Raw genomic sequence first — 18426 nt, 5'->3', positions numbered from 1 at the left:
TTATTTTCATTAACTTTAAAGCGCACACAGCGCATAGAGGTGCCTCATCGGCCGATGAGGCACCTCCTTCTTTTTTTTGTGCCATATTTTAAAGCCAGCCGGCGCCTGGCTGTCAACGTTAACTAAAACGCCTATGCATCCTTATTCTGAATGGACAGTAATATTGGTTTTTCTCGTCATTGAAGCGGTGCTGATCGTGAAATATGGCGGGAAAGTGGTGGAGACCTACCGTCAATACCGGGAAAATGAGGTCCATGGCGTGATACTGGCCTTCAGGATCATTCTTTTCATGTTGTTGCTCACGGCTGCGGTCCTCCTGGACATCGCCCTGTGGCCAACCGGAAAAGAAACACCATGATGGCATTTGACGACACGTCCCGGGGCCTTAGTACCGGGACAAGAGGGCAGGGTGTGCTTGATAAGCCGATTTTCGCGGTATATTTGCAGTCCTATGCATAAGGGACCATCAGGTTATCTATACCAACTTACACTGCGAGCGTGGAATTCCATCGTCAATGTTGGCGTAAATCCGCTGATGCCCTTTATTGAGTCCAGGCGTACCCGGTTACTAAACCTGCTGGCCATTCCCTGCATTCCTTTTATGTTGTTTTTTTCCGCCCTGAACTGTTACCAGGGCCGCTACCTGTTATCCGTCTTTAACCTGCTGACCAGCTGCATCAACGTATTTGTACTATGGCTGCACTGGAAACAACGCTACCTGAGCGCCCGGATGGTGGCTATCCTCTGTAGTGTGCTGATATATACTTTTACCGGCCTTTTCTTCCACAACGGCGCGGAATACTTCCTGCTCAATATCCTGATCAGCTGTTTGCTGGTGTATGACAATAAATGGCTCAACGCCGGGCTGGGCATACTCATCGTCACCGCTTTCCTGCTGATCGTGTTTATGCCGCAACACTGGCGTGCCGCAAACCCTGTGCCCCAAAGCAGGGTGTGGGTCAACGTGGCCACTTCCCTTCTTTTTATCATTATCGCGCTGAGTTTTTTCAAACATATCCAGTCCGATTACCAGCGGGAGATAGAAAAACAACGGGAAGCGCTGGCCACCATGAACAAAGACAAGGAAAAACTTTTCTCCATTGTGGCGCACGACATCCGCAGCCCGCTGGCTACACTGGAAATCCTGCTGGACATGTTCCAGAAAGGAGAGTATCCCGAAGAGGAGATGGAAGAGGCTGCTGCTATGCTGCATAAAAAGATATCGCAGCTGGGAGGGTCGCTGGACAATGTGCTGCGCTGGAGTTCCCGCAGCATGAAGGGCATTCAGGCGCAGGCAGTTAATTTTTATCTGGGCCCGCTGACGACGGAAGTATTGTATTTTTTTGAGATGACCATCCAGCAGAAAGGCATCAGGGTGGATACCAGCATTCCCGGGGACCTGATGTTGTATGCCGATAAGGACCAGGTGTCCGTGATCCTGCGTAATTTTTTAAGCAACGCCCTCAAATTCAGCTATGCCGGCGGTCTGATCGAGCTAAAGGCACAGGCGGCAGGCGCACAGGTAGCCATCAGTATTACCGACCATGGCACCGGTATGCCGCCAACGCAGGTGTTGCACCTGTTTTCCTACAACCAGAGCCCCGGTTACGGGACCAACGGGGAGCGGGGGACCGGCCTCGGACTTATTCTCTGTAAAGAGTTCGCCCAGCAGAACGGGGGGACCATCACCGTGGAAAGCACCGTAGACAAAGGCACCCGTTTTACCGTGTACCTGCCCGTCGGCATCACTGCGGAGGGGAAAGACGCCCCCGCTTCCTAAACAGCCCTGGCCAGCGTGCGGCGGCCCCGGATCACCGGTTTATCTTCTGTTTTCATACTTTCACCATCTGCACGCATGGTCTTCTGTTTAGCTTCCATCAGCTGGCGGAAGGTTTCCATGTATGCTGCGCCCCATGTCTCCATAGAAGCCACCACCGGTAACATCGATTCGCCGAAAGGCGTCAGGAAATACTCCACTTTGGGCGGCATCTCCGGATAAATCACCCTTTTGATGATACCATGAAATTCCAGTTCCCGCAGCTGCAGGTCCAGTACCCGGCGGCTGGCGGAAGGAATAGCGCGTTGCAGCTCCGCCGGCCTCCGGGTATTGTTGGCGATCAGGTAAATCAGATAGGACTTCCATTTTCCGCCGATAATTTCCATCAGAATGGCCATGCCGCAGCTGAAGTCTTTAGGAATCTTCTTTTCGTACATCGTCGTCAGTTTTATACACGGACAAATTTATCCCTATTTCCCTAAACGGGGAATACGGAAAAAATTATCCGTATCCGAACATTATCACCGTTATTGCTACTCTCCCTTTATCTCCGTCCCTTTGTGTTGTCAAAAAAAACGAACAACATTCAAAAAAATCATCAATATGAAACAGGGAAAATACGAAGGAAAAAAAGCGGTGGTCACCGGAGGAACACACGGCATCGGACTGGCCACCGTAAAGATGTTACTCGAAGAAGGCGCTGAGGTATTATTGACAGGGCGTAATCCCGCTAATGTGGAGCAGGCGCGCCGGACGCTCGGCGCCCGCGCCCACGCCGTTGTCTCCGATGCCGCCAGCATAGCGGACATCAAAGCGCTGGGCGCCATTGCCCGGGAGCAACTGGGCAATATCGACCTGCTGTATATAAATGTGGGCATCTCTTCGCTCACATTACTGGAGACCGTCACCCCCGAAACCTATGACCAGGCGTTTGCCATCAACACCCGCGGCAGCTATTTCACGGTACAGCAGCTGGTGCCGCTGATCAAACGCGGCGGATCTATCGTTTTCACCACCTCCGTGGCCGACAATTCCGGTTACGCCGGTATGAGCGTGTATGCCGGCACCAAAGCGGCCCTGCGGGCTTTTGCCAAAAACTTTGCAGCGGAACTGCTGCCCCTGGGCATTCGGGTGAATGCTGTCAGCCCCGGCTTTATAGACACCCCCACCATGGGCGTGACAGATGCAACGGAAGCGGAAAGGGAGGCCTTCCGCAAGACCGGCGACATACTCACCCCCATGGGCCGCCATGGTTCCCCCGATGAAGTGGCCAAAGCCGTACTGTTCCTCGCTTTTGACGCTACTTTCACCACCGGCGAAGAGCTGCTGGTAGATGGCGGTATCGGGCAACAGTTAACGCCGGCTGAAAAGCTGGCCTGACAGCTCAGGGTCTTTTTTCCTCAACTCGAGGGAAATTCGTTTGCAGTAGCTCCCCGCTACTGCATTTTTGTGTCCGGGAATAAGCATAAAGAAAACGGAAGCTGTTTTGATTACTTAAAGCCAACAATCATATGCAACCTACAAAGTACACGTTGATTACGGGGGCCAGTTCAGGATTGGGAAAGGAATTCGCCCGGCAATGCGCCGCCGGCGGCCGAAATCTTATCCTGATGGCGTTGCCGGGCAGCAATATGTTTTCCCTCGCGGAAAGCCTCGAGCTGGAATATGGAGTGGACGTCCGGTTCTTTGAATTCGACATGACGAATACCGCTTTGCTGCAACAGACGCTGGAAGAGGTGATGTCGCAATACCAGGTCAATTTCCTGATCAATAATGCCGGGATCGGCGGTACATCAGCCATTACAGACACCTCGCTGGAACGGATAGACAGCATTATCCAGCTCAATATCCGCAGTACGGTGATCGTTACCCGGATGCTGATCCCGCACCTGTTGCAGCATAAGGAGAGTTATATCATGAATATCGCAAGTATGGCGGCTTTTACGCCCATCGCCTATAAAACGGTGTACCCTGCCTCCAAAGCGTTCATCTCTTCCTTTTTCCTCGGGCTGCGGGAAGAGCTGGCAGGCACCGGGCTGTTTGTGAGCGTGGTGTATCCCGGACCTATCATGACCAACTCGCATACTTCCCGCCGCATCATCGGGCAGGGCTTCAAAGGCAAAATGGGACTGCTGAACACATCGGAGATAGCGGCCATCGCGCTGAAAGGCACTTTCAGCAAATGCCGGGTGATCATCCCCGGACTGATGAACCGCATCAATCATACCCTGATGCAGTTGCTGCCCCTGTCTTTTAAACTGAAGCTGGTGTCGCGGGAAGTCAAAAAGGAGATACAATTTACCATCTGATCAAATACATGAAGACAGTACTAGTGACAGGCGCCAATGGCTTCCTGGGCTCCAATCTTACCCGGGAACTGTACCGGCAGGGATATGACATCAAAGCGATGATAAGGCCTACGGCCGATCTGAAAGGTATTGCCGATATTCCCTGCGAAGTATTCTACGGGCATATCGACAATCCCGACGATGTGATGGCCGCAGTAGCCGGTTGCAGCATTGTAGTGCATGCCGCCTGCATTACAGACCAGTGGGACATTCCCTTTGAGGAATACGAACGGGTCAACTATACCGGCACCCGCCATATTGTGCAGGCCTGCATCCGGCACCAGGTGGAACGTTTTATCTATGTGAGCACGGCCAATACCATCGGGCCCGGCAGCAGGCAGCATCCGGGCAGTGAGTTGAATGGCTTTACCCTGTTCAACGCCAACTCAGGGTATATCAACACCAAATACCTCGCGCAGCAATATGTGCTGGAACAGGTGGCAGCAGCGCGTCTGCCGGGTGTGGTGGTCAACCCCACTTTTATGCTGGGCCCCTGTGATGTGAAGCCCAGCTCGGGCAAACTGCTGTTGTACGGCCTCGGTAAAAAAGTGTTGTTCTATCCGCCGGGAGGAAAAAACTTCGTGCATATCCACGACGTGTGCCGCGGGATCATCAATGCCATCGCCTATGGTAAAACGGGCGACTGTTACCTGCTGGCGGGTCATAACCTCAGTTACCGGGAATTTTTTACCCTGGTAAACCAGGTGGCGGGAGAGAAGAAACTGATGGTGCGCATCCCGAAAGCGGTACTGAAAATAGCGGGGATGACAGGCTCTCTGCTGCAGCGTTTTACACGGTTTCGCAGCAAGCTGAATTACACCTCCGCTTACCTGTTGTGCATCGATAATTATTACTCAGGGAAAAAATCAGAGCGGGAGCTGCAGGTAAGGTATACGCCGATTGAAGATGCGGTCAGCGGCGCATTTAACTGGTTCCGGGAAAATAACTATTTTTAGGACTAAGGCATACTATGAATTTCCAGGAAAACGAACCTTTATTCTCCAGCAAACTGTTCCTGTATCTTTCCAGGATACTGGTACTATTCACTTTCAGCATCATCTTTAAGTCGTTCGATCATACGTTTGTGAATGATCTGCGGGTGATGGATGTCAGGGGGTGGACTTTCAGTGTGGTATACGTGGTCTTCGGGCTTGTGGTATGGGAAGGGGCGGTATGGCTGGCGCGGGTGCTGGAGAAAAGGATAGGCGGCGGCAGCGCTTCCCGCCGGCTGACGGTGCTGTGCTGTGCGCTGGTGCTGTATGGTATGCTGGCGGCGGTGTGTTTCGGTTTTCTGTATGCGGTCACCGATATCGCACTGTTCCACCGGTACGAGGCGTGGGAGAGCTTTAAGCGGTTGAGTTACGATCTCAACTTCGGGATCTTTATGTTTTACCTGCTGATACTGACGTTCAACGGTATCATCTACTATTATACCGCGTGGAAAGAGTACCAGGTGCAGGCGGAAAGGCTGAAGCGGGAGAATATACAGGCACGGTATGATGCGCTGCGCAACCAGATAGACCCGCATTTCTTTTTTAATTCACTGAGCGTGCTGACCAACCTGGTGTATAAAAGCCCGGACCTGTCGGCAGACTATATTACCCAGCTGGCGAAGACCTACCGTTATATCCTCGATAAAAAATTCGAGAACCTGGTCACCATACAGACGGAGCTGGATTTCCTGGAGTCCTATCTCTTCCTGATGCGTATCCGGCATCAGCAGAGCATACAGTTCCGGATAGATATTGATGAAAAAATACGCAGCAAAGGGATGATACCGCCGGTATCGCTGCAGCTGCTGATCGAAAACGCGATCAAACATAACCGCTTTTCTTCTGCCGATCCGCTGGTGATCACCGTCAACAGTGAAGACAGCTGCCTGGTGGTGTCCAATCATATCCGCCGGAAAGCCAGCACAGAGATATCGTCCGGCATAGGACTGGAAAATATACAGAAGCGCTATGCGCTGATCAGTGAGCAGGGAATCGAAGTATTACAGGCGGACGACATGTTTATTGTAAAAATTCCCATTATAACTGTCACATGAAGATAGTCATATTTGAAGACGAGATGCATAATGCCGAACGCCTGATGCAACTGTTACGCCAGTACGATCCGCGGATAGAAGTTGTGGCAGTGATAGAGTCGGTCGCGGAAGGCATCAAATGGCTGGAGCAGGGTATTGCTGCAGACCTGATGATGATGGACATCCAGTTGTCCGACGGCAACTGCTTCGAAATGTTCAGCCAGGTGAAAGTGAACACGCCGATTATTTTTACTACGGCCTACGATGGTTTTGCTTTACAGGCTTTTAAGGTGAACAGTATCGACTATCTGATGAAGCCGATAGATACCGGAGAGCTGAACCGGGCCTTGCAGAAATATGAACATTTCCGGCCTTCCGCTGCTACCGCTATCAGCATCGAGAAGCTGGCCGAAGAGTTTATGAAGCGCAACAGCACCCGTTTTATCGGCAAGATCAACAATCAGCTGGTATACGTGAAAGCGCAGGACATCGCTTACCTGCACTTTTCCAAAGGGATGACCGTGGCGACTACTGTCACGAACCAACGGTTTCCGCTGGACTATTCGCTGGACCAGATAGAAAAGATGCTGGACCGCAACGTATTTTTCCGGATCAACCGGCAGTTTATTATCCATATCGATGCCATTAAGAAAATAACGACCTATTACAACAGCAGATTAATTCTTCAATTAGCGCCTTATGTTGATACTGATGTTATTATTAGCCGTGAGAGGGTGGCGGAATTCAAGAGCTGGCTTGAAGGCAAAAGCTAACGCCGTCAAGCAGTGATCAAGAGATGTCCTGCTGTACCGGGCCATCTCCGAAGCCTTCCTGTACTGATGCTTGTCCGTACGCTTCGAATCTTCCATTACCAGCCGGGAAATAAAAATTCCCGGCTTTTTTCTTATGTTTGCGATAGTCTATTTAACCCGACATATGAAAAAATTATCCCTTTATTGTAAGTTAACCGTGTTAACCTTTTTCCTGGCTTTTTCCTGTGTACGTGCCGAAACTGTTGATCAATATGCAGCAGCCGTTACGTTTCCCGCCGGCTATGCCGTAGGCGACTATGTGGAATTTCTGAAAGCCAGTCCTTCCGCCGTAGGTGCTTCCGGCTATTACGAAATCTCTATTGCGTATACCCGTAGTGGTATTGCGGCGGCGGCCACTTTCCTGGTAGGCGTCACCCATGCCAACCCCGATAAGTGGAGAGAAGCAGGACGTATCAACAAGAGCGGTTTTCTGGCGGCGATGGACGAAAGCTTTACGGTGGACGTGAATGGCCAGTCCGGTAACGTGCGTTTCCGGATCAGGGCCATCAATACCTATGGATCGCAGACCAACCCTGTAAGCGTGAATGTGAAAGTCCGCGCCATCAACTTCAACGACAGCTGGACGGCCCTGGATGTCAGGGGCACCAACACATCGGCTGTGGGATTAATGCCCATGACCAACGAATGGAATCTTTTTGTAGGTAATCCGAGAGACACAACGACGGCTAATGTGGCGCTGACAGCCACTACCAACGGTAATGTGGGTATCGGTACCCGGGTGCCGCAATCGAAGCTGGCAGTGGCCGGCACCATTACCGCGCAACGGGTAAAAGTGACGGCCACAGGCTGGCCTGATTATGTGTTCCACAGCGGTTACCGCCTGCCATCCCTGCAGGAAGTGGGTGAGTATATCCGGGTGTATGGTCATCTTCCGGAAATACCGGCAGCGGCTATAGTAGAAAAAGAAGGGCAGGACGTGGGCGAGATGAACAAGGCACTGTTGAAGAAAGTGGAGGAGCTGACGTTGTACCTGATGGAAGAAAACCAGCAGCGTAAAAAGCTGGAAGCGGAAATGAGCGTACTCAGGAACAAACAACAGGCGCTGGAGCAACAGTTAAAGGTGTTGCAGCAAAAGTAAATACCCCTGCTGCTTGCTTTCCTTTGCCCTTTTGGGTAATTTTAGGAAGAATCAAAAGCAGTAGTCATGAAAAGCACTGGTACATTATGCGTGCATCCGCTGGAGCCGTCCGGCGCCCCTGACGGGGCGGTGACCGCCGCCGTGATGCCCGCGGTAGCCTACGCTTATGGAGATACAGATGCGCTGCGGTATCCTGGTTTTTATTCTACGTATAACCAGCAGCGGGTGGGGCAGATCGTCGCCAACCTTGAAAAAGGCAGCTGGGGCATCGCACATAGCTCCGGGATGGCCGCCATCAGCACGGCTATCCTTTCGTTCGCGCAACAGGGGGACCATGTGCTCTTTTCGCGCGATCTCTACGGTGGCACCTGGAAGCTGGCGGAGCAGGAACTGCCTAAACGGGGTATCCGTTGCAGTTATGCCGGTAATACGCTCGCTGAATTTGAAGCGCAGCTCGAAAAAGATACTAAAGTGATCTACCTCGAAACGCCGGCCAACCCGCTGCTCAACATCGTTCCCCTGAAAGCTGTGGCCTCGCTGGCTGCCAGCAGAGGGATTGTTACCATCGTTGACAATACGTTTGCCACGCCGATCAACCAGCAGCCTTTGCTGCTTGGTATCGACATCGTTATACACAGCGGCACCAAGTACCTGGGAGGCCATAACGACCTGCCTTTTGGCGTACTGGTGGCTGCGGATGAAGAACATCGCAGCAGGATCATGGATACCGCCAAAATGTATGGCGGGTCACTGGCGCCGCAGGAGTGTTATCTGGCGGAGAGAAGCCTTAAAACCCTGGCCTTGCGGGTACAGCAGCATAATGCCAACGGACTTGCACTCGCGGAGTACCTGTCGGTATGCCCGGAAGTAGGACAGGTGTTCTACCCCGGGTTGCCTTCCCACTGCGATTACCAGCTGGCCTGTGAACAGATGTCCGCCTTCGGCGGGATGTTATCCTTTGAACTGAATGCTACGTCGGACCAACTGCAGGCTTTCCTGGGCCATCTTGAACTGATAAAGCCTGCGCTGAGCCTAGGTGGCGTGGAAAGCCTGATCTGTCAGCCGTCCACTACCTCCCATAGGGCATTGTCGGCTGCCGCCCGCCAGGAGCTGGGTATCGCTGATAATCTGCTACGGCTCTCTGCCGGCATTGAAGATGCGGCAGACCTGAAAGCAGACATTGAACAGGCGATACGCCGCGCAGGCATCTGAGATATGTTGTACCTTGCAGCCCATGAGTAATACTGTAGTTAACCTGACCGATACTTTGTTTGCAGAGAAGGATGGCAGCAAATTCGCCACCCTGAAAGATAAACTTATCCGCAGTTATGCCGGTAAGGACCGGCAGGCCGTTATAGCATCGCTGGTACGTTATGCCCGTGAAGGACAGCTGTTGCACTGGCGGGGATACCTGATGGCTGATATTGTCCGCCTGGTAGCTCCCGGTGAAAGTGTATGGCGTCCCTTTTTCGAATGGGCGGTAACACAACCGCCGCTTGCCTATTGGGCTGTAGACGGGCTGCTGGCAACAGCCGGCCGTGACGCTTATCCCATCCTGCTGGTGCTGGCGCTGAACGGAGACCGGTCAACGGAACAACGCGCCAAGGCGATCAAGAGCCTGGCGATGTACAGCCGTCAGCCTTTCGACAGAGAGCTGCCTGGTGACCCGGGCTACTGGAAGCCGGAACAGCTGCGGCTCACAGAACTGCAAGCCTGGCAGGAGCAGGGATACCCCGACGGAGCGGGATACGCACCGCCACAGGTGCACCCGTCGTTACTGCATCCCGGTAATGATTTTGAGAAACTGATGGCCAGACTGGATAAGCAGCTGGAGAAAAAACGGCGGAAAAATAGAGATCATGCGAACCCTTCCGACTGGCTGACCGTGGCCGATGAAAAAGATATGGCGTACATCCGTGAGCGTTGGACGCTGCCGGAGGTCTATCTTATCTTTCTGCAATATTATTCCCCGCTGAAAGTGACTTTGACCGGACCGCATTTTACCGAAGGGCTTTCCCTGTATGGCGCACATGAACTGGCGGAGCGGCAGGGAGGCTATGCTTACAACGGTATCAGCGGCGAGCCGCTGGCCGACTGGCCCTCTCATCTACTGGTCATTGGCGATGACGGCGCCGATCCCTATTGCCTGGATTTGTCGGCCATTAAAGACGGCGATGCCCCGGTGCTGATGGCATTGCACGGGCAGGGGGACTGGGATTTTGAGGTGTATGCGGAGAGTTTTACGGAGCTTATACAGGAATTGGTAAAGGGGTAATAGGCATATTTTTCTTTAAAAACAGTTTAGTCGCATCATGACGCATCTGCAACTCCTCGTCATCAAAACCCGTCAACCGGAAACACTCGCCGCGTTCTACACGCTGCTGGGGATCGAGTTTGAATACCATCAGCACGGCAAAGGTCCTTTTCACTATGCCAGTAAAAACGGGTTGCCTGTGATTGAAATTTATCCTTTGCCTGCAAATGCCCTTGTTGCAGATAATACTACGCGTTTAGGTTTCGGGGTGACGCATCTCGATGAACTGATTGCACGTCTGCAACAACAGCATATGCCCGTTGTTAGCATGCCGGAAAAAAGCGAGTGGGGTTACCGCGCGATAGTCCAGGACCCTGACGGCCGAAAAATAGAACTAACGGAAATCCCTAATTGAAGTCATACACGGTCACATCGATGCCTGTAGTTGTCAGCTCCTGCTGAATGATAGGCGCTATCTTATCCCAGGTGCCGCCGGCGAGCCCGCAGCCTATGCGGGGCATGTGTACGGAGGCGTTGCGGGCCGAGGCAAACGTTGCTACCTGCCGTAATCCTTCCTGTATGGCTTCATACCGGACGGGAGGGAGGCCGCCTTTCCCGTTGGTGATTTTATGCTGGCCGATCACATTTGCCACCCACAGTTGCGGCGCCACTGCTACGAGCTGCGCATTCCCCAACGCAAAATTTTCCCCGGAGGCATACCAGTCACGATATTCCTTTTCCGGCTGCGGCCAACGGGCGGACAACGCCAGCACGAATCCTTTTCCCCAACGCCCGATATCATTACAGATATGGACGATTATTTTCTTACCGTCGCCAATGGGTTGCGTGGCGTCTCCCCGGATGTACCTTATCTCCCTCATCTGTCTTTAAATTTTACTTTGCGTCAAAAATACGTTAACGAGTTGGTTTTACCAAATATTCATGCCGGTCTGTTGGCGGGTTGGCGTTTTATCAATTTTTTGGGGGAGATGTAATTATGATTTCCGGAGATGCTTTGATAGTTTTGCAGACGGTCACGCGCTATCCTTTCACGTTAAAACGGATACATCCCTTGAGAAAGAAATTCCTGTTATTGAGCCTGCTGCCCCTGGGTGTCAGCCAGCTGTTATTTGCGCAGCGTTATTATTTGTTTGTCGGTTCCTATAACCAGGATAAAAGCAAGGCGGGCATCTATATCTACCGGTTTAATCCCGGTGACGGCACAGTACAGGCAGCCAGCGCCGTTAGCCAGGTGTTGAACCCGGCTTACCTGGTGCCTTCGGCAGACGGCCATTACCTGTACGCCTGTACGGAGGCGCAGACGCCGGGGGCCGGCAGCGTCACCAGCTACAGCTTCAACCCGGAGACAGGGGAGGCCGTATGGCGCAGCAGCCAGCCTGCCGGCGGCGAAAACCCGGTATATATCACCGAGCATAACAGCCGGCGCTGGCTGGCAGTAGCAAATTACACCGGCGGTTGCGCCGCGGTGCTACCCGTAAAAGACGGCTACATCGGCAAGGCCGCACAGGTGCTGGTATTCAGGGACAGCAGCCTCACAGACCGGCAACGTAGTTCGCATGTCCATTCGGCGGTGCTGGACCCAACGCACCGTTTTCTGTTGCTGCCGGACCTCGGAGCGGACAAAATCCGTTGTTTCTCTTTTGATGCTGACAACGCGCAGCCATTGCAGCCGGCCACGCCGCCCTTTACCGCGACGGTACCCGGCAGCGGCCCGCGGCACTTTACCTTTCATCCCCGCCTGCCCCTGGCTTATTGCATAGAAGAATTGTCGGGCATGGTCAGCGTTTACCGGTATGGCAACGGCAGGCTCGACAGCCTGCAGCGGATAACGGCGCACTATACACGCAGAAAAGGCGATAACTATGGAGGCGCTGACATTCATACCTCGCCGGATGGCCGTTTCCTGTACGTTTCCACCCGTATGGATGAAAATATCATCGTCACCTACGCGATCGATCCGGTATCGGGGCTGCTCAGAAAAATCGCACATCAGTCTGCCGGAGGTAATCATCCGCGTAACTTCGTGATCGATCCTACCGGCAGATACCTGCTGGTGGCCAATCAAATGAGCAATAACATAGTGGTGTTTGAACGCAACGTACAAACAGGATTGTTGAAGAGAACAGGTACGGAGCTGACCATGCCGGCGCCTTCCTGCTTACAGATCAAAGCTTACTGAATATTACCAGAGGAAAGGGATCAGTATCCGCCGTTGTGCAGGGTAGTCCCGGAACCGTTGCCGGTACCATCGCTGGTTGGCGGCCGCCCTTGGCACCAGGTTGGCGCAGGTCCAGATAAAGAAAGCCAGCGCCGGCGCACTCCATGTCAACAGCGCATAGCCGCCCCATTCAAGGATCTCGCCCATGAGGTTGGGGGAGGTGACGTATTCAAACAGCCCGCCCTGCGGTAGCTTGTAACCGGTATCATGTTTGCCGCGCAGACCTATCAGGTGATAATCCGCCGACCAGTTGATCGCCATACCGGCAAAAAAGCAGCAGGTGCCTGCTATGAAGGGGAGGCTGGTAAACCAGTTGTCCGGATACGTGGCATAATGCGCAAACCAGGAGCCCAGCAACGAGCCATTGACCATGTTAAATAAGACCGCCGACAACATAATGACCAGCGGCATCTTCTTACCCCTGGTACGTATCATAAACGGATATACGAAACTGCGGTGCAGGTAATGCAGCAGGAACATACCGGTCATCACACCGGCGGGTGAGGTCCATTTTACCGCTGTTGGCGGCTGCCATATAAAGAATGATACCAGCACGGTGGTCTCCATTAATATCCATCCCAGTTTATTACTGATCATCGGGCCCCATTTCTCGGAGGTAAAGCGTCCGTAGGGGGCCTCACGCCGCAGCAGGTAAAGCGCTGCAATGATGCCGATGGCAGACCAGCCGCCGATAAAAAGGTAGTACTGCTGAAGAGAAGGGTATGCATTCATGGGAGCATCTTATTTTCTTTAAACCATACGATGGTGTCCTGTAAAGTGTCGGCGAGACGGCCCGGATGAAAGCCCAGTTCCTTCTTCGCTTTGCTGCTGTCTATCTTTTTGTTGCTGCGGATAAGGTTGTATACGGATTGCCTGGTGTAGAACGGCGCGCCGCCGGTGAGCCGCGCAAAGGCACGTACCAGCGGCAACAGCCCCATTACCAGCCACAGGGGCAATACGGGAAGGAATATACGTTTTCCTTTGATCTGTGCAATATGCGCGGCTAATGTTTTCAGCGTCATCCATTCACCGCTGAGGATATAGGCTTGTCCGGGCGTACCGGCTGTCAACGCCCGGGAAACAGCCTCGGCCACCTGCCTGACATCGACGAAGTCCACACCGCCCGGAAATATCGCGGGTATCTTCCCCCGGTAAATACGCACTACGGCATCGCCGATCAGAGATGGGCGCCGGTCAAACGGGCCGATAACGGCCGTAGGCGCCAGTGCGATCACCTCCAGCTGCGGCCCGTTACAGGCCAAGGCTATCTCCTGGGACACGGCCTTGGAATGATCATAACTGTAACGCATCGCCTGTGTGTACGGACGGGTCTCGTCCATCGGCATATCATAAGGGGCCTGCTCGTATGCGGTGATGGAGCTGATGTACAAAAACCGACGGACGCTGGCCTGCTGCGCAGCTTCGGCCAACAGCCGGGTGGCGGTGGTATTGAAGTGAAAGGCCTCCATATCGGGGGTATCGCTCACCGAGATAACTGCCGCCATATGAATGACCACATCCATATCTGCTACAAAGGTGGCGGCAAAATCAGGATCTAACAGGGAGCCATATACGTAGGTAACACCGTTGACGGAGGGCTGGGTTTTCCGGGCGTGAATGCTTAACTGGTGTCCCTGGGCCAGCAGCAAGGGTGTGAGGACAGAGCCGATATAACCCGTTGCGCCGGTGATTGCGATTTTCATGCATCGAATATAATATTTTATTCGATGTGTTATTGGTGCCCGGGGCGGGAGCCCCGGGGAGCCGTGACTAGTAGGATAACGTTATCCCGGCACCGAAGCCCATGTCGCTGTCGTAGTGAGTGGAAAGGGCAAAGTTGCGGGTGAAGATGTACCGGAAACCGGCCATATACTCTTTGTCAGTGTTGACCATAAAGTTGAACCGTAATCTTCTCGTGACGGGCACGTCGTCGCGCATCAGCTGTATACGCAGCCTGCCGTCGGTATCGATGGAGGCGTCGGCCAGGATGAGCATCGGCAGCGTGTATTGTACGCCGAGGTGCAGCACCTGCCGGAAGTCTTTTGTGCTGCGCTGGCCAAACAGGTTCTTTTCGTGATCGTCGCCCATTTTACGGTAACGGACGTCCCAGCCTACATAACCCAGCAGCCACTGGTTTTTACCGAAATAACGGCCGAAGTGCGTCTCGTTTTCGTAACCATTCTTATCGTTGAGGCCTATACGCCATTCGGCGGAGAGGCGGTAACGGGTGTTGGAAAGCATAATCTCGCCGTCGCTGCCGTTGCTTTCCAGGCCTACCTGGCCCATAAGATACAGCATACGGTCGTCGCGTTTCAGCATCCGGTAAGCTTTTACGGGGTCGGGCACCTGCGGGTTGGGAGGGGAATCTTCATAGCTGAACACACGGCCCATCCCGCTCATCATATGGTACAGGATGTGACAGTGAAAGAACCAGTCGCCGCTTTCGCTGGCGGCAAACTCAATGGTGTCCACCTCCATAGGCATGATGTCCAGCACGGTTTTCAGCGGAGCGTATTCTCCCTGGCCGTTGAGTACCCGGAAGAAATGGCCATGCAGGTGCATGGGATGGCGCATCATGGTGTTGTTGTACAGGACTATGCGTACGTTCTCTCCTTTCCTGATCAGTATCTTGTCTGTTTCAGAAACGGTTTTGTTGTTGATGGTCCATACATAGCGGTTCATGTTGCCGGTCAGCTCAAACTTAAACTCCCTTACAGGCCCTGCCGGCAGGGTGGTTTTTGCGGGCGCTTTGAGCATGCCGTAGTTGAGCGTCACGATATCGCCGGCGGAGGAGTCAGGTTCGGTGATCTCCGGGTACATGACGGTGTTCATGTCCATGGTCTGGTTGGTCATCATCATGCCGCCGCTGGTATCGAGGTTGCCATCCATGCGCATCATGTCGTTCATCATTTTCATCCCTTCGAAGTATTTGAGCTTGGGGAGATGGCGGGCTGCTACTTTATCACCGTCACCTAACCACAGCGACGTGCTGTTGGTACGGTCTTCCGCGGTGGCGAGGAATTCGTAGCTTTTGTTGTCAGGGATGGTCACGATCACATCGTATGTTTCGGATACGCCTACCAGCAGGCGGTCTACTTCCAGGGGTTCCACATCGGCGCCGTCGTTGGCCACCACAGTGAGCTTGCCGCCGCCATAGTTAAGCCAGAAATAGGTGGAAGAGCTGCCGTTGATGACCCGCAGCCGTACTTTGTCGCCCGCCTTGTAAGCGGGAGCGGCAGCCTGTGGCTGGCCGTTGGTAAGGAAACGCTCGTAGTATACGTCACTCACGTCCATAGCGTTCATCCGTTTCCATTCGTTGGTGACTTTCGTGCCGAAATAGCCTTTTTTGACGGCTTCGGCATAACTCTGGGTAGATCCTTTTTTGATGGCGAACCAGTCGCTCGCATTGTGCAGCATACGGTTCACCTGGTGCGGATGGATGTCGGTCCAGTCGCTGAGCAGCACCACTTCTTCCTTTTGCGGGGCGGCGTTTCTTTCATGGAAAACGATGGAGCCATACATGCCGCTTTGTTCCTGGAACATGGTATGGCTGTGGTACCAATAGGTGCCGTGTTGCACTACGGGAAAGCGGAACTTATGGGTCTGGCCGGCTTTAATAGGTTGTGTGGTCAGGTAGGGCACGCCGTCTTCCTGGTTGGGCAGTATCAGGCCATGCCAGTGGATGGAAGTTTCTTCGTTCAGGGTGTTGTGAACATATATTTCGGCGGTATCTCCTTCGGTGAAGTGGAGGACCGGACCGGGAATGGTGCCGTTGATAGCCAGTGCGTGCTTCATTTTGCCGGAATAGTGGACCATAGTATCGCCCACATAAAGATCGTAACGGATGGTTTTTTGTGCAAAGACAGTGTAACTGGTAAAGAGCAGCAGAAGCAGTGAGAGAAGCTGTTTCATAAAAGATATTTGTCGACGGAAGTGCAGGAGGAGGGCTGTAAGGCGACAAGGGAGCGGGAAGAGGGCCCGCTCCCTTGTCGCAGTTGTTATTTGATGGTATCGTTTATTTTACCGCAGGTCAGCATCTGGCTGCCGTAGTACGGATTTTTGATGGCGGTGCTGCTGCTGAGCCAGGAGGCCTTTTTCATCGGGCAGTAGTCCTGGTAGATGGGCTGGTCAGACAGTTTGGATGTTTTGGCCAGCTGATACAGATCGTCAGACAGGGTTTTAAAAGCTTCCCGCTGGCGGGCCAGGTCTTTGGTGCCGGTGATACCGGATGCGTCAGCGATCAGTTTGTCTTTTACAGCTGCATCGGATGCTTTGGCTGCCTGCACAAAAGAGGCGGCGGCGCTGGCTGCATTGTCAGCATTGCCACTTACCAGTGCATCCTTGATGCTGTAGTAATTGGTCAGGAGAGGAGATTGTCCTTTGTCCTGGGCTTCACCGCGGAACTGAAAGAGGGCGGTGAGCATAGATGCGGCAAAAATAAACTTTTTCATAGCTGTAATTTTTTAGGCGATGTTTTCGGCTTTGTAACCGGCTGTTTCAACTGCTTTGCGGATAGCGGCTGCATCTACATTGTCAGCGGAAACGGTGAGCACTTTGTCGGGTGATTGCAGGTCTACTTCCCAGTTGTCGGCGCCGGCGGTTTCATTTAATCCCGGTGTTACTTTTTCGAGGCAACCTGAACATTTAATATTGGTTTTGAACTGTACTGTTTCCATTTTATTTAACTTTTAATGTGGTGAATGTTTTTGTTGATGATGTAAAATTACATCGGAGGTGGCGCTGCACTGTTATACAATTGAGTAATCGTTTTATATAATTATGAGGTGTTAGCCGTCGATGGTGACCGTCACGTCATTGTTGAGCGGAAACGCCTGGCAGAGCAGCACATAGCCCGCGTCCACGTCTTCTTTCCGGAGGGCGAAGTTCTGTTGCATATGCACGGCGCCCTGGGTAAGTAGGGCGGCGCAGCGGCCGCAGGTGCCCGACTGGCAGGAATGGGGAAGCGGGATCCTTTCTTCCAGCGCTGCGGCGAGTATTGTTTGCCCGGGCTGAACTTCCAGCAGGTTGCTTTGCTCAAAATAATGCAGCAGTACTTCCTGTGTGTTGTCGGGCAATTCAATCGTCGGAGCGCTGGTTTCCGGTGCAAATGATTCCAGGCGTATATGCGTTTCCGGTACTCCCAGCGATGCCAGCGATTCCTGGTGCAGCTTCATCAGTTCCGCGGGGCCGCAGAGAAAAAAGTGTGCGGGGGCCGTGGCGTCGCTGATCGCTTGTTTGACCAGCTTTTTGATGATGATCCTGTTGAGCCTTCCGGACATGATATTGGCCGGATCGTCCGCGGCGGCGGTGTGTTTGGATAAAACATATTGTATGCGGATATTGTTGTGCCGGGCTTCCCATTCGTCCAGGGCATTTTTGAAGATAGTCTCCGGGATGCTGCGGCTGGCATAGAGCAGCGTGATACGCGCGTCCGGCTGCTGGTGCGACAGGGTGCGGGCGATGGAGAAGAGCGGGGTGATGCCGCTGCCGCCGGCCAGCAATACGATATTATGGTAGCTGCTGGTGTCGTCGTCCAGGGTAAAGGCGCCATAGGGGCCGTCGATGTCCCAGCTGTGGATGCGTTCCGCGTTTTCAACAATGTGCCCGCTCATCAGGCCGCCGGCGACTTTTTTGATGGTGATCGCCGGTGCGGCGTCTGTACCGGGAGCGGAGCTGAGGGAGTAGGAACGGGTGACCGGCTGTCCATCAATCCTCAGTGTGAGATTGATGAACTGGCCGGCCAGATATTGAAAGGTTTCTCCCCGTGTATCGAAAATAATGGTGACGGTGTCTGTTGTTTCCCGGATCACCTGTTGCGTGTACCAGGTATATGATAAAGGCATTGTTGTGTGGTGAAAAAATTTAAAAAGG

The 18426-nt window shown here is 53.2% G+C and carries 20 protein-coding genes; 12 read left to right on the top strand and 8 right to left on the bottom strand.

Annotated features, from left to right (window positions below; translation table 11 throughout):
* Positions 1–133 precede the first annotated feature (133 nt).
* Both HF324_RS20935 and HF324_RS20930 read left to right on the top strand, forming a co-directional pair.
* Positions 134–358, top strand: a complete 225-nt coding sequence (locus HF324_RS20935) for a hypothetical protein (protein ID WP_168804347.1) — start codon at positions 134–136, stop codon at positions 356–358.
* Between the two features lie 177 nt (positions 359–535).
* Positions 536–1780 (top strand): sensor histidine kinase, encoded by a 1245-nt coding sequence (locus tag HF324_RS20930; RefSeq protein ID WP_168804346.1) that lies wholly within the window; start codon positions 536–538, stop codon positions 1778–1780.
* On the opposite strand, the gene HF324_RS20925 is transcribed toward HF324_RS20930, so the two are convergent.
* Positions 1777–2214, bottom strand: coding sequence for a winged helix-turn-helix transcriptional regulator (locus HF324_RS20925; protein WP_168804345.1), 438 nt, complete (start codon positions 2212–2214; stop codon positions 1777–1779). The genes HF324_RS20930 and HF324_RS20925 overlap by 4 nt on opposite strands.
* A 166-nt stretch (positions 2215–2380) precedes the next feature.
* Here HF324_RS20925 and HF324_RS20920 point away from each other — a divergent pair, with 166 nt between their 5' ends.
* The 9 genes from HF324_RS20920 (at position 2381) to HF324_RS20880 (ending at position 10731) form a co-directional block, all read left to right on the top strand.
* Complete coding sequence (locus tag HF324_RS20920) at positions 2381–3157, top strand: SDR family oxidoreductase (RefSeq protein WP_168804344.1); 777 nt, start codon at positions 2381–2383, stop codon at positions 3155–3157.
* 131 nt (positions 3158–3288) lie between these two features.
* Entirely contained in the window at positions 3289–4086 is a 798-nt protein-coding gene (locus HF324_RS20915) for an SDR family NAD(P)-dependent oxidoreductase (RefSeq protein ID WP_168804343.1), read from the top strand.
* 8 nt (positions 4087–4094) lie between these two features.
* Positions 4095–5081 (top strand): NAD-dependent epimerase/dehydratase family protein, encoded by a 987-nt coding sequence (locus HF324_RS20910; protein ID WP_168804342.1) that lies wholly within the window; start codon positions 4095–4097, stop codon positions 5079–5081.
* 14 nt (positions 5082–5095) lie between these two features.
* Positions 5096–6172: a sensor histidine kinase gene (locus HF324_RS20905; RefSeq protein ID WP_168860729.1), complete on the top strand. Its 1077-nt coding sequence runs from the start codon at positions 5096–5098 to the stop codon at positions 6170–6172.
* Complete coding sequence (locus HF324_RS20900) at positions 6169–6924, top strand: LytR/AlgR family response regulator transcription factor (RefSeq protein WP_168804340.1); 756 nt, start codon at positions 6169–6171, stop codon at positions 6922–6924. Before HF324_RS20905 ends, HF324_RS20900 begins: the two co-directional genes overlap by 4 nt.
* Before the next feature lie 163 nt (positions 6925–7087).
* Entirely contained in the window at positions 7088–8062 is a 975-nt protein-coding gene (locus tag HF324_RS20895; protein ID WP_168804339.1) for a hypothetical protein, read from the top strand.
* Positions 8063–8128: 66 nt separating this feature from the next.
* Positions 8129–9274, top strand: coding sequence for a trans-sulfuration enzyme family protein (locus HF324_RS20890; RefSeq protein WP_168860728.1), 1146 nt, complete (start codon positions 8129–8131; stop codon positions 9272–9274).
* A 22-nt stretch (positions 9275–9296) separates the two neighbouring features.
* Positions 9297–10337 carry an SMI1/KNR4 family protein gene (locus HF324_RS20885; RefSeq protein WP_168804337.1) on the top strand — a complete coding sequence of 347 codons (1041 nt, stop codon included), beginning with the start codon at positions 9297–9299 and terminating at the stop codon, positions 10335–10337.
* Between the two features lie 37 nt (positions 10338–10374).
* On the top strand, positions 10375–10731 hold the full coding sequence (locus HF324_RS20880) for a VOC family protein (protein ID WP_168804336.1): 357 nt from the start codon (positions 10375–10377) through the stop codon (positions 10729–10731).
* On the opposite strand, the gene HF324_RS20875 is transcribed toward HF324_RS20880, so the two are convergent.
* Entirely contained in the window at positions 10724–11197 is a 474-nt protein-coding gene (locus HF324_RS20875) for a macro domain-containing protein (protein WP_168804335.1), read from the bottom strand. The genes HF324_RS20880 and HF324_RS20875 overlap by 8 nt on opposite strands.
* Positions 11198–11388: 191 nt before the next feature.
* Here HF324_RS20875 and HF324_RS20870 point away from each other — a divergent pair, with 191 nt between their 5' ends.
* Positions 11389–12516, top strand: coding sequence for a lactonase family protein (locus HF324_RS20870; protein ID WP_258539169.1), 1128 nt, complete (start codon positions 11389–11391; stop codon positions 12514–12516).
* Positions 12517–12519: 3 nt separating this feature from the next.
* On the opposite strand, the gene HF324_RS20865 is transcribed toward HF324_RS20870, so the two are convergent.
* From HF324_RS20865 to HF324_RS20840, 6 genes are all read right to left on the bottom strand, one after another.
* On the bottom strand, positions 12520–13287 hold the full coding sequence (locus tag HF324_RS20865; protein WP_168804334.1) for a DUF1295 domain-containing protein: 768 nt from the start codon (positions 13285–13287) through the stop codon (positions 12520–12522).
* Positions 13284–14258, bottom strand: a complete 975-nt coding sequence (locus HF324_RS20860) for an NAD-dependent epimerase/dehydratase family protein (protein ID WP_168804333.1) — start codon at positions 14256–14258, stop codon at positions 13284–13286. The genes HF324_RS20865 and HF324_RS20860 overlap by 4 nt, the downstream gene beginning before the upstream one ends.
* Before the next feature lie 67 nt (positions 14259–14325).
* Positions 14326–16467, bottom strand: coding sequence for a multicopper oxidase domain-containing protein (locus tag HF324_RS20855; RefSeq protein ID WP_168860726.1), 2142 nt, complete (start codon positions 16465–16467; stop codon positions 14326–14328).
* Positions 16468–16553: 86 nt separating this feature from the next.
* Positions 16554–17006, bottom strand: coding sequence for a DUF3347 domain-containing protein (locus HF324_RS20850; protein ID WP_168804331.1), 453 nt, complete (start codon positions 17004–17006; stop codon positions 16554–16556).
* A gap of 12 nt (positions 17007–17018) precedes the next feature.
* The gene (locus HF324_RS20845) at positions 17019–17231 is read right to left on the bottom strand and encodes a heavy-metal-associated domain-containing protein (RefSeq protein ID WP_168804330.1); all 213 of its coding nucleotides are present in this window, start codon (positions 17229–17231) and stop codon (positions 17019–17021) included.
* Between the two features lie 111 nt (positions 17232–17342).
* On the bottom strand, positions 17343–18398 hold the full coding sequence (locus HF324_RS20840; RefSeq protein ID WP_168860725.1) for a ferredoxin--NADP reductase: 1056 nt from the start codon (positions 18396–18398) through the stop codon (positions 17343–17345).
* Positions 18399–18426: the final 28 nt, after the last annotated feature.

It is taken from the genome of Chitinophaga oryzae (genome assembly GCF_012516375.2).
Taxonomy (GTDB): domain Bacteria; phylum Bacteroidota; class Bacteroidia; order Chitinophagales; family Chitinophagaceae; genus Chitinophaga; species Chitinophaga oryzae.
The sequence above is the reverse complement of the archived record's forward strand: the minus strand, read 5'-3'. Positions and strand labels throughout refer to the sequence as shown.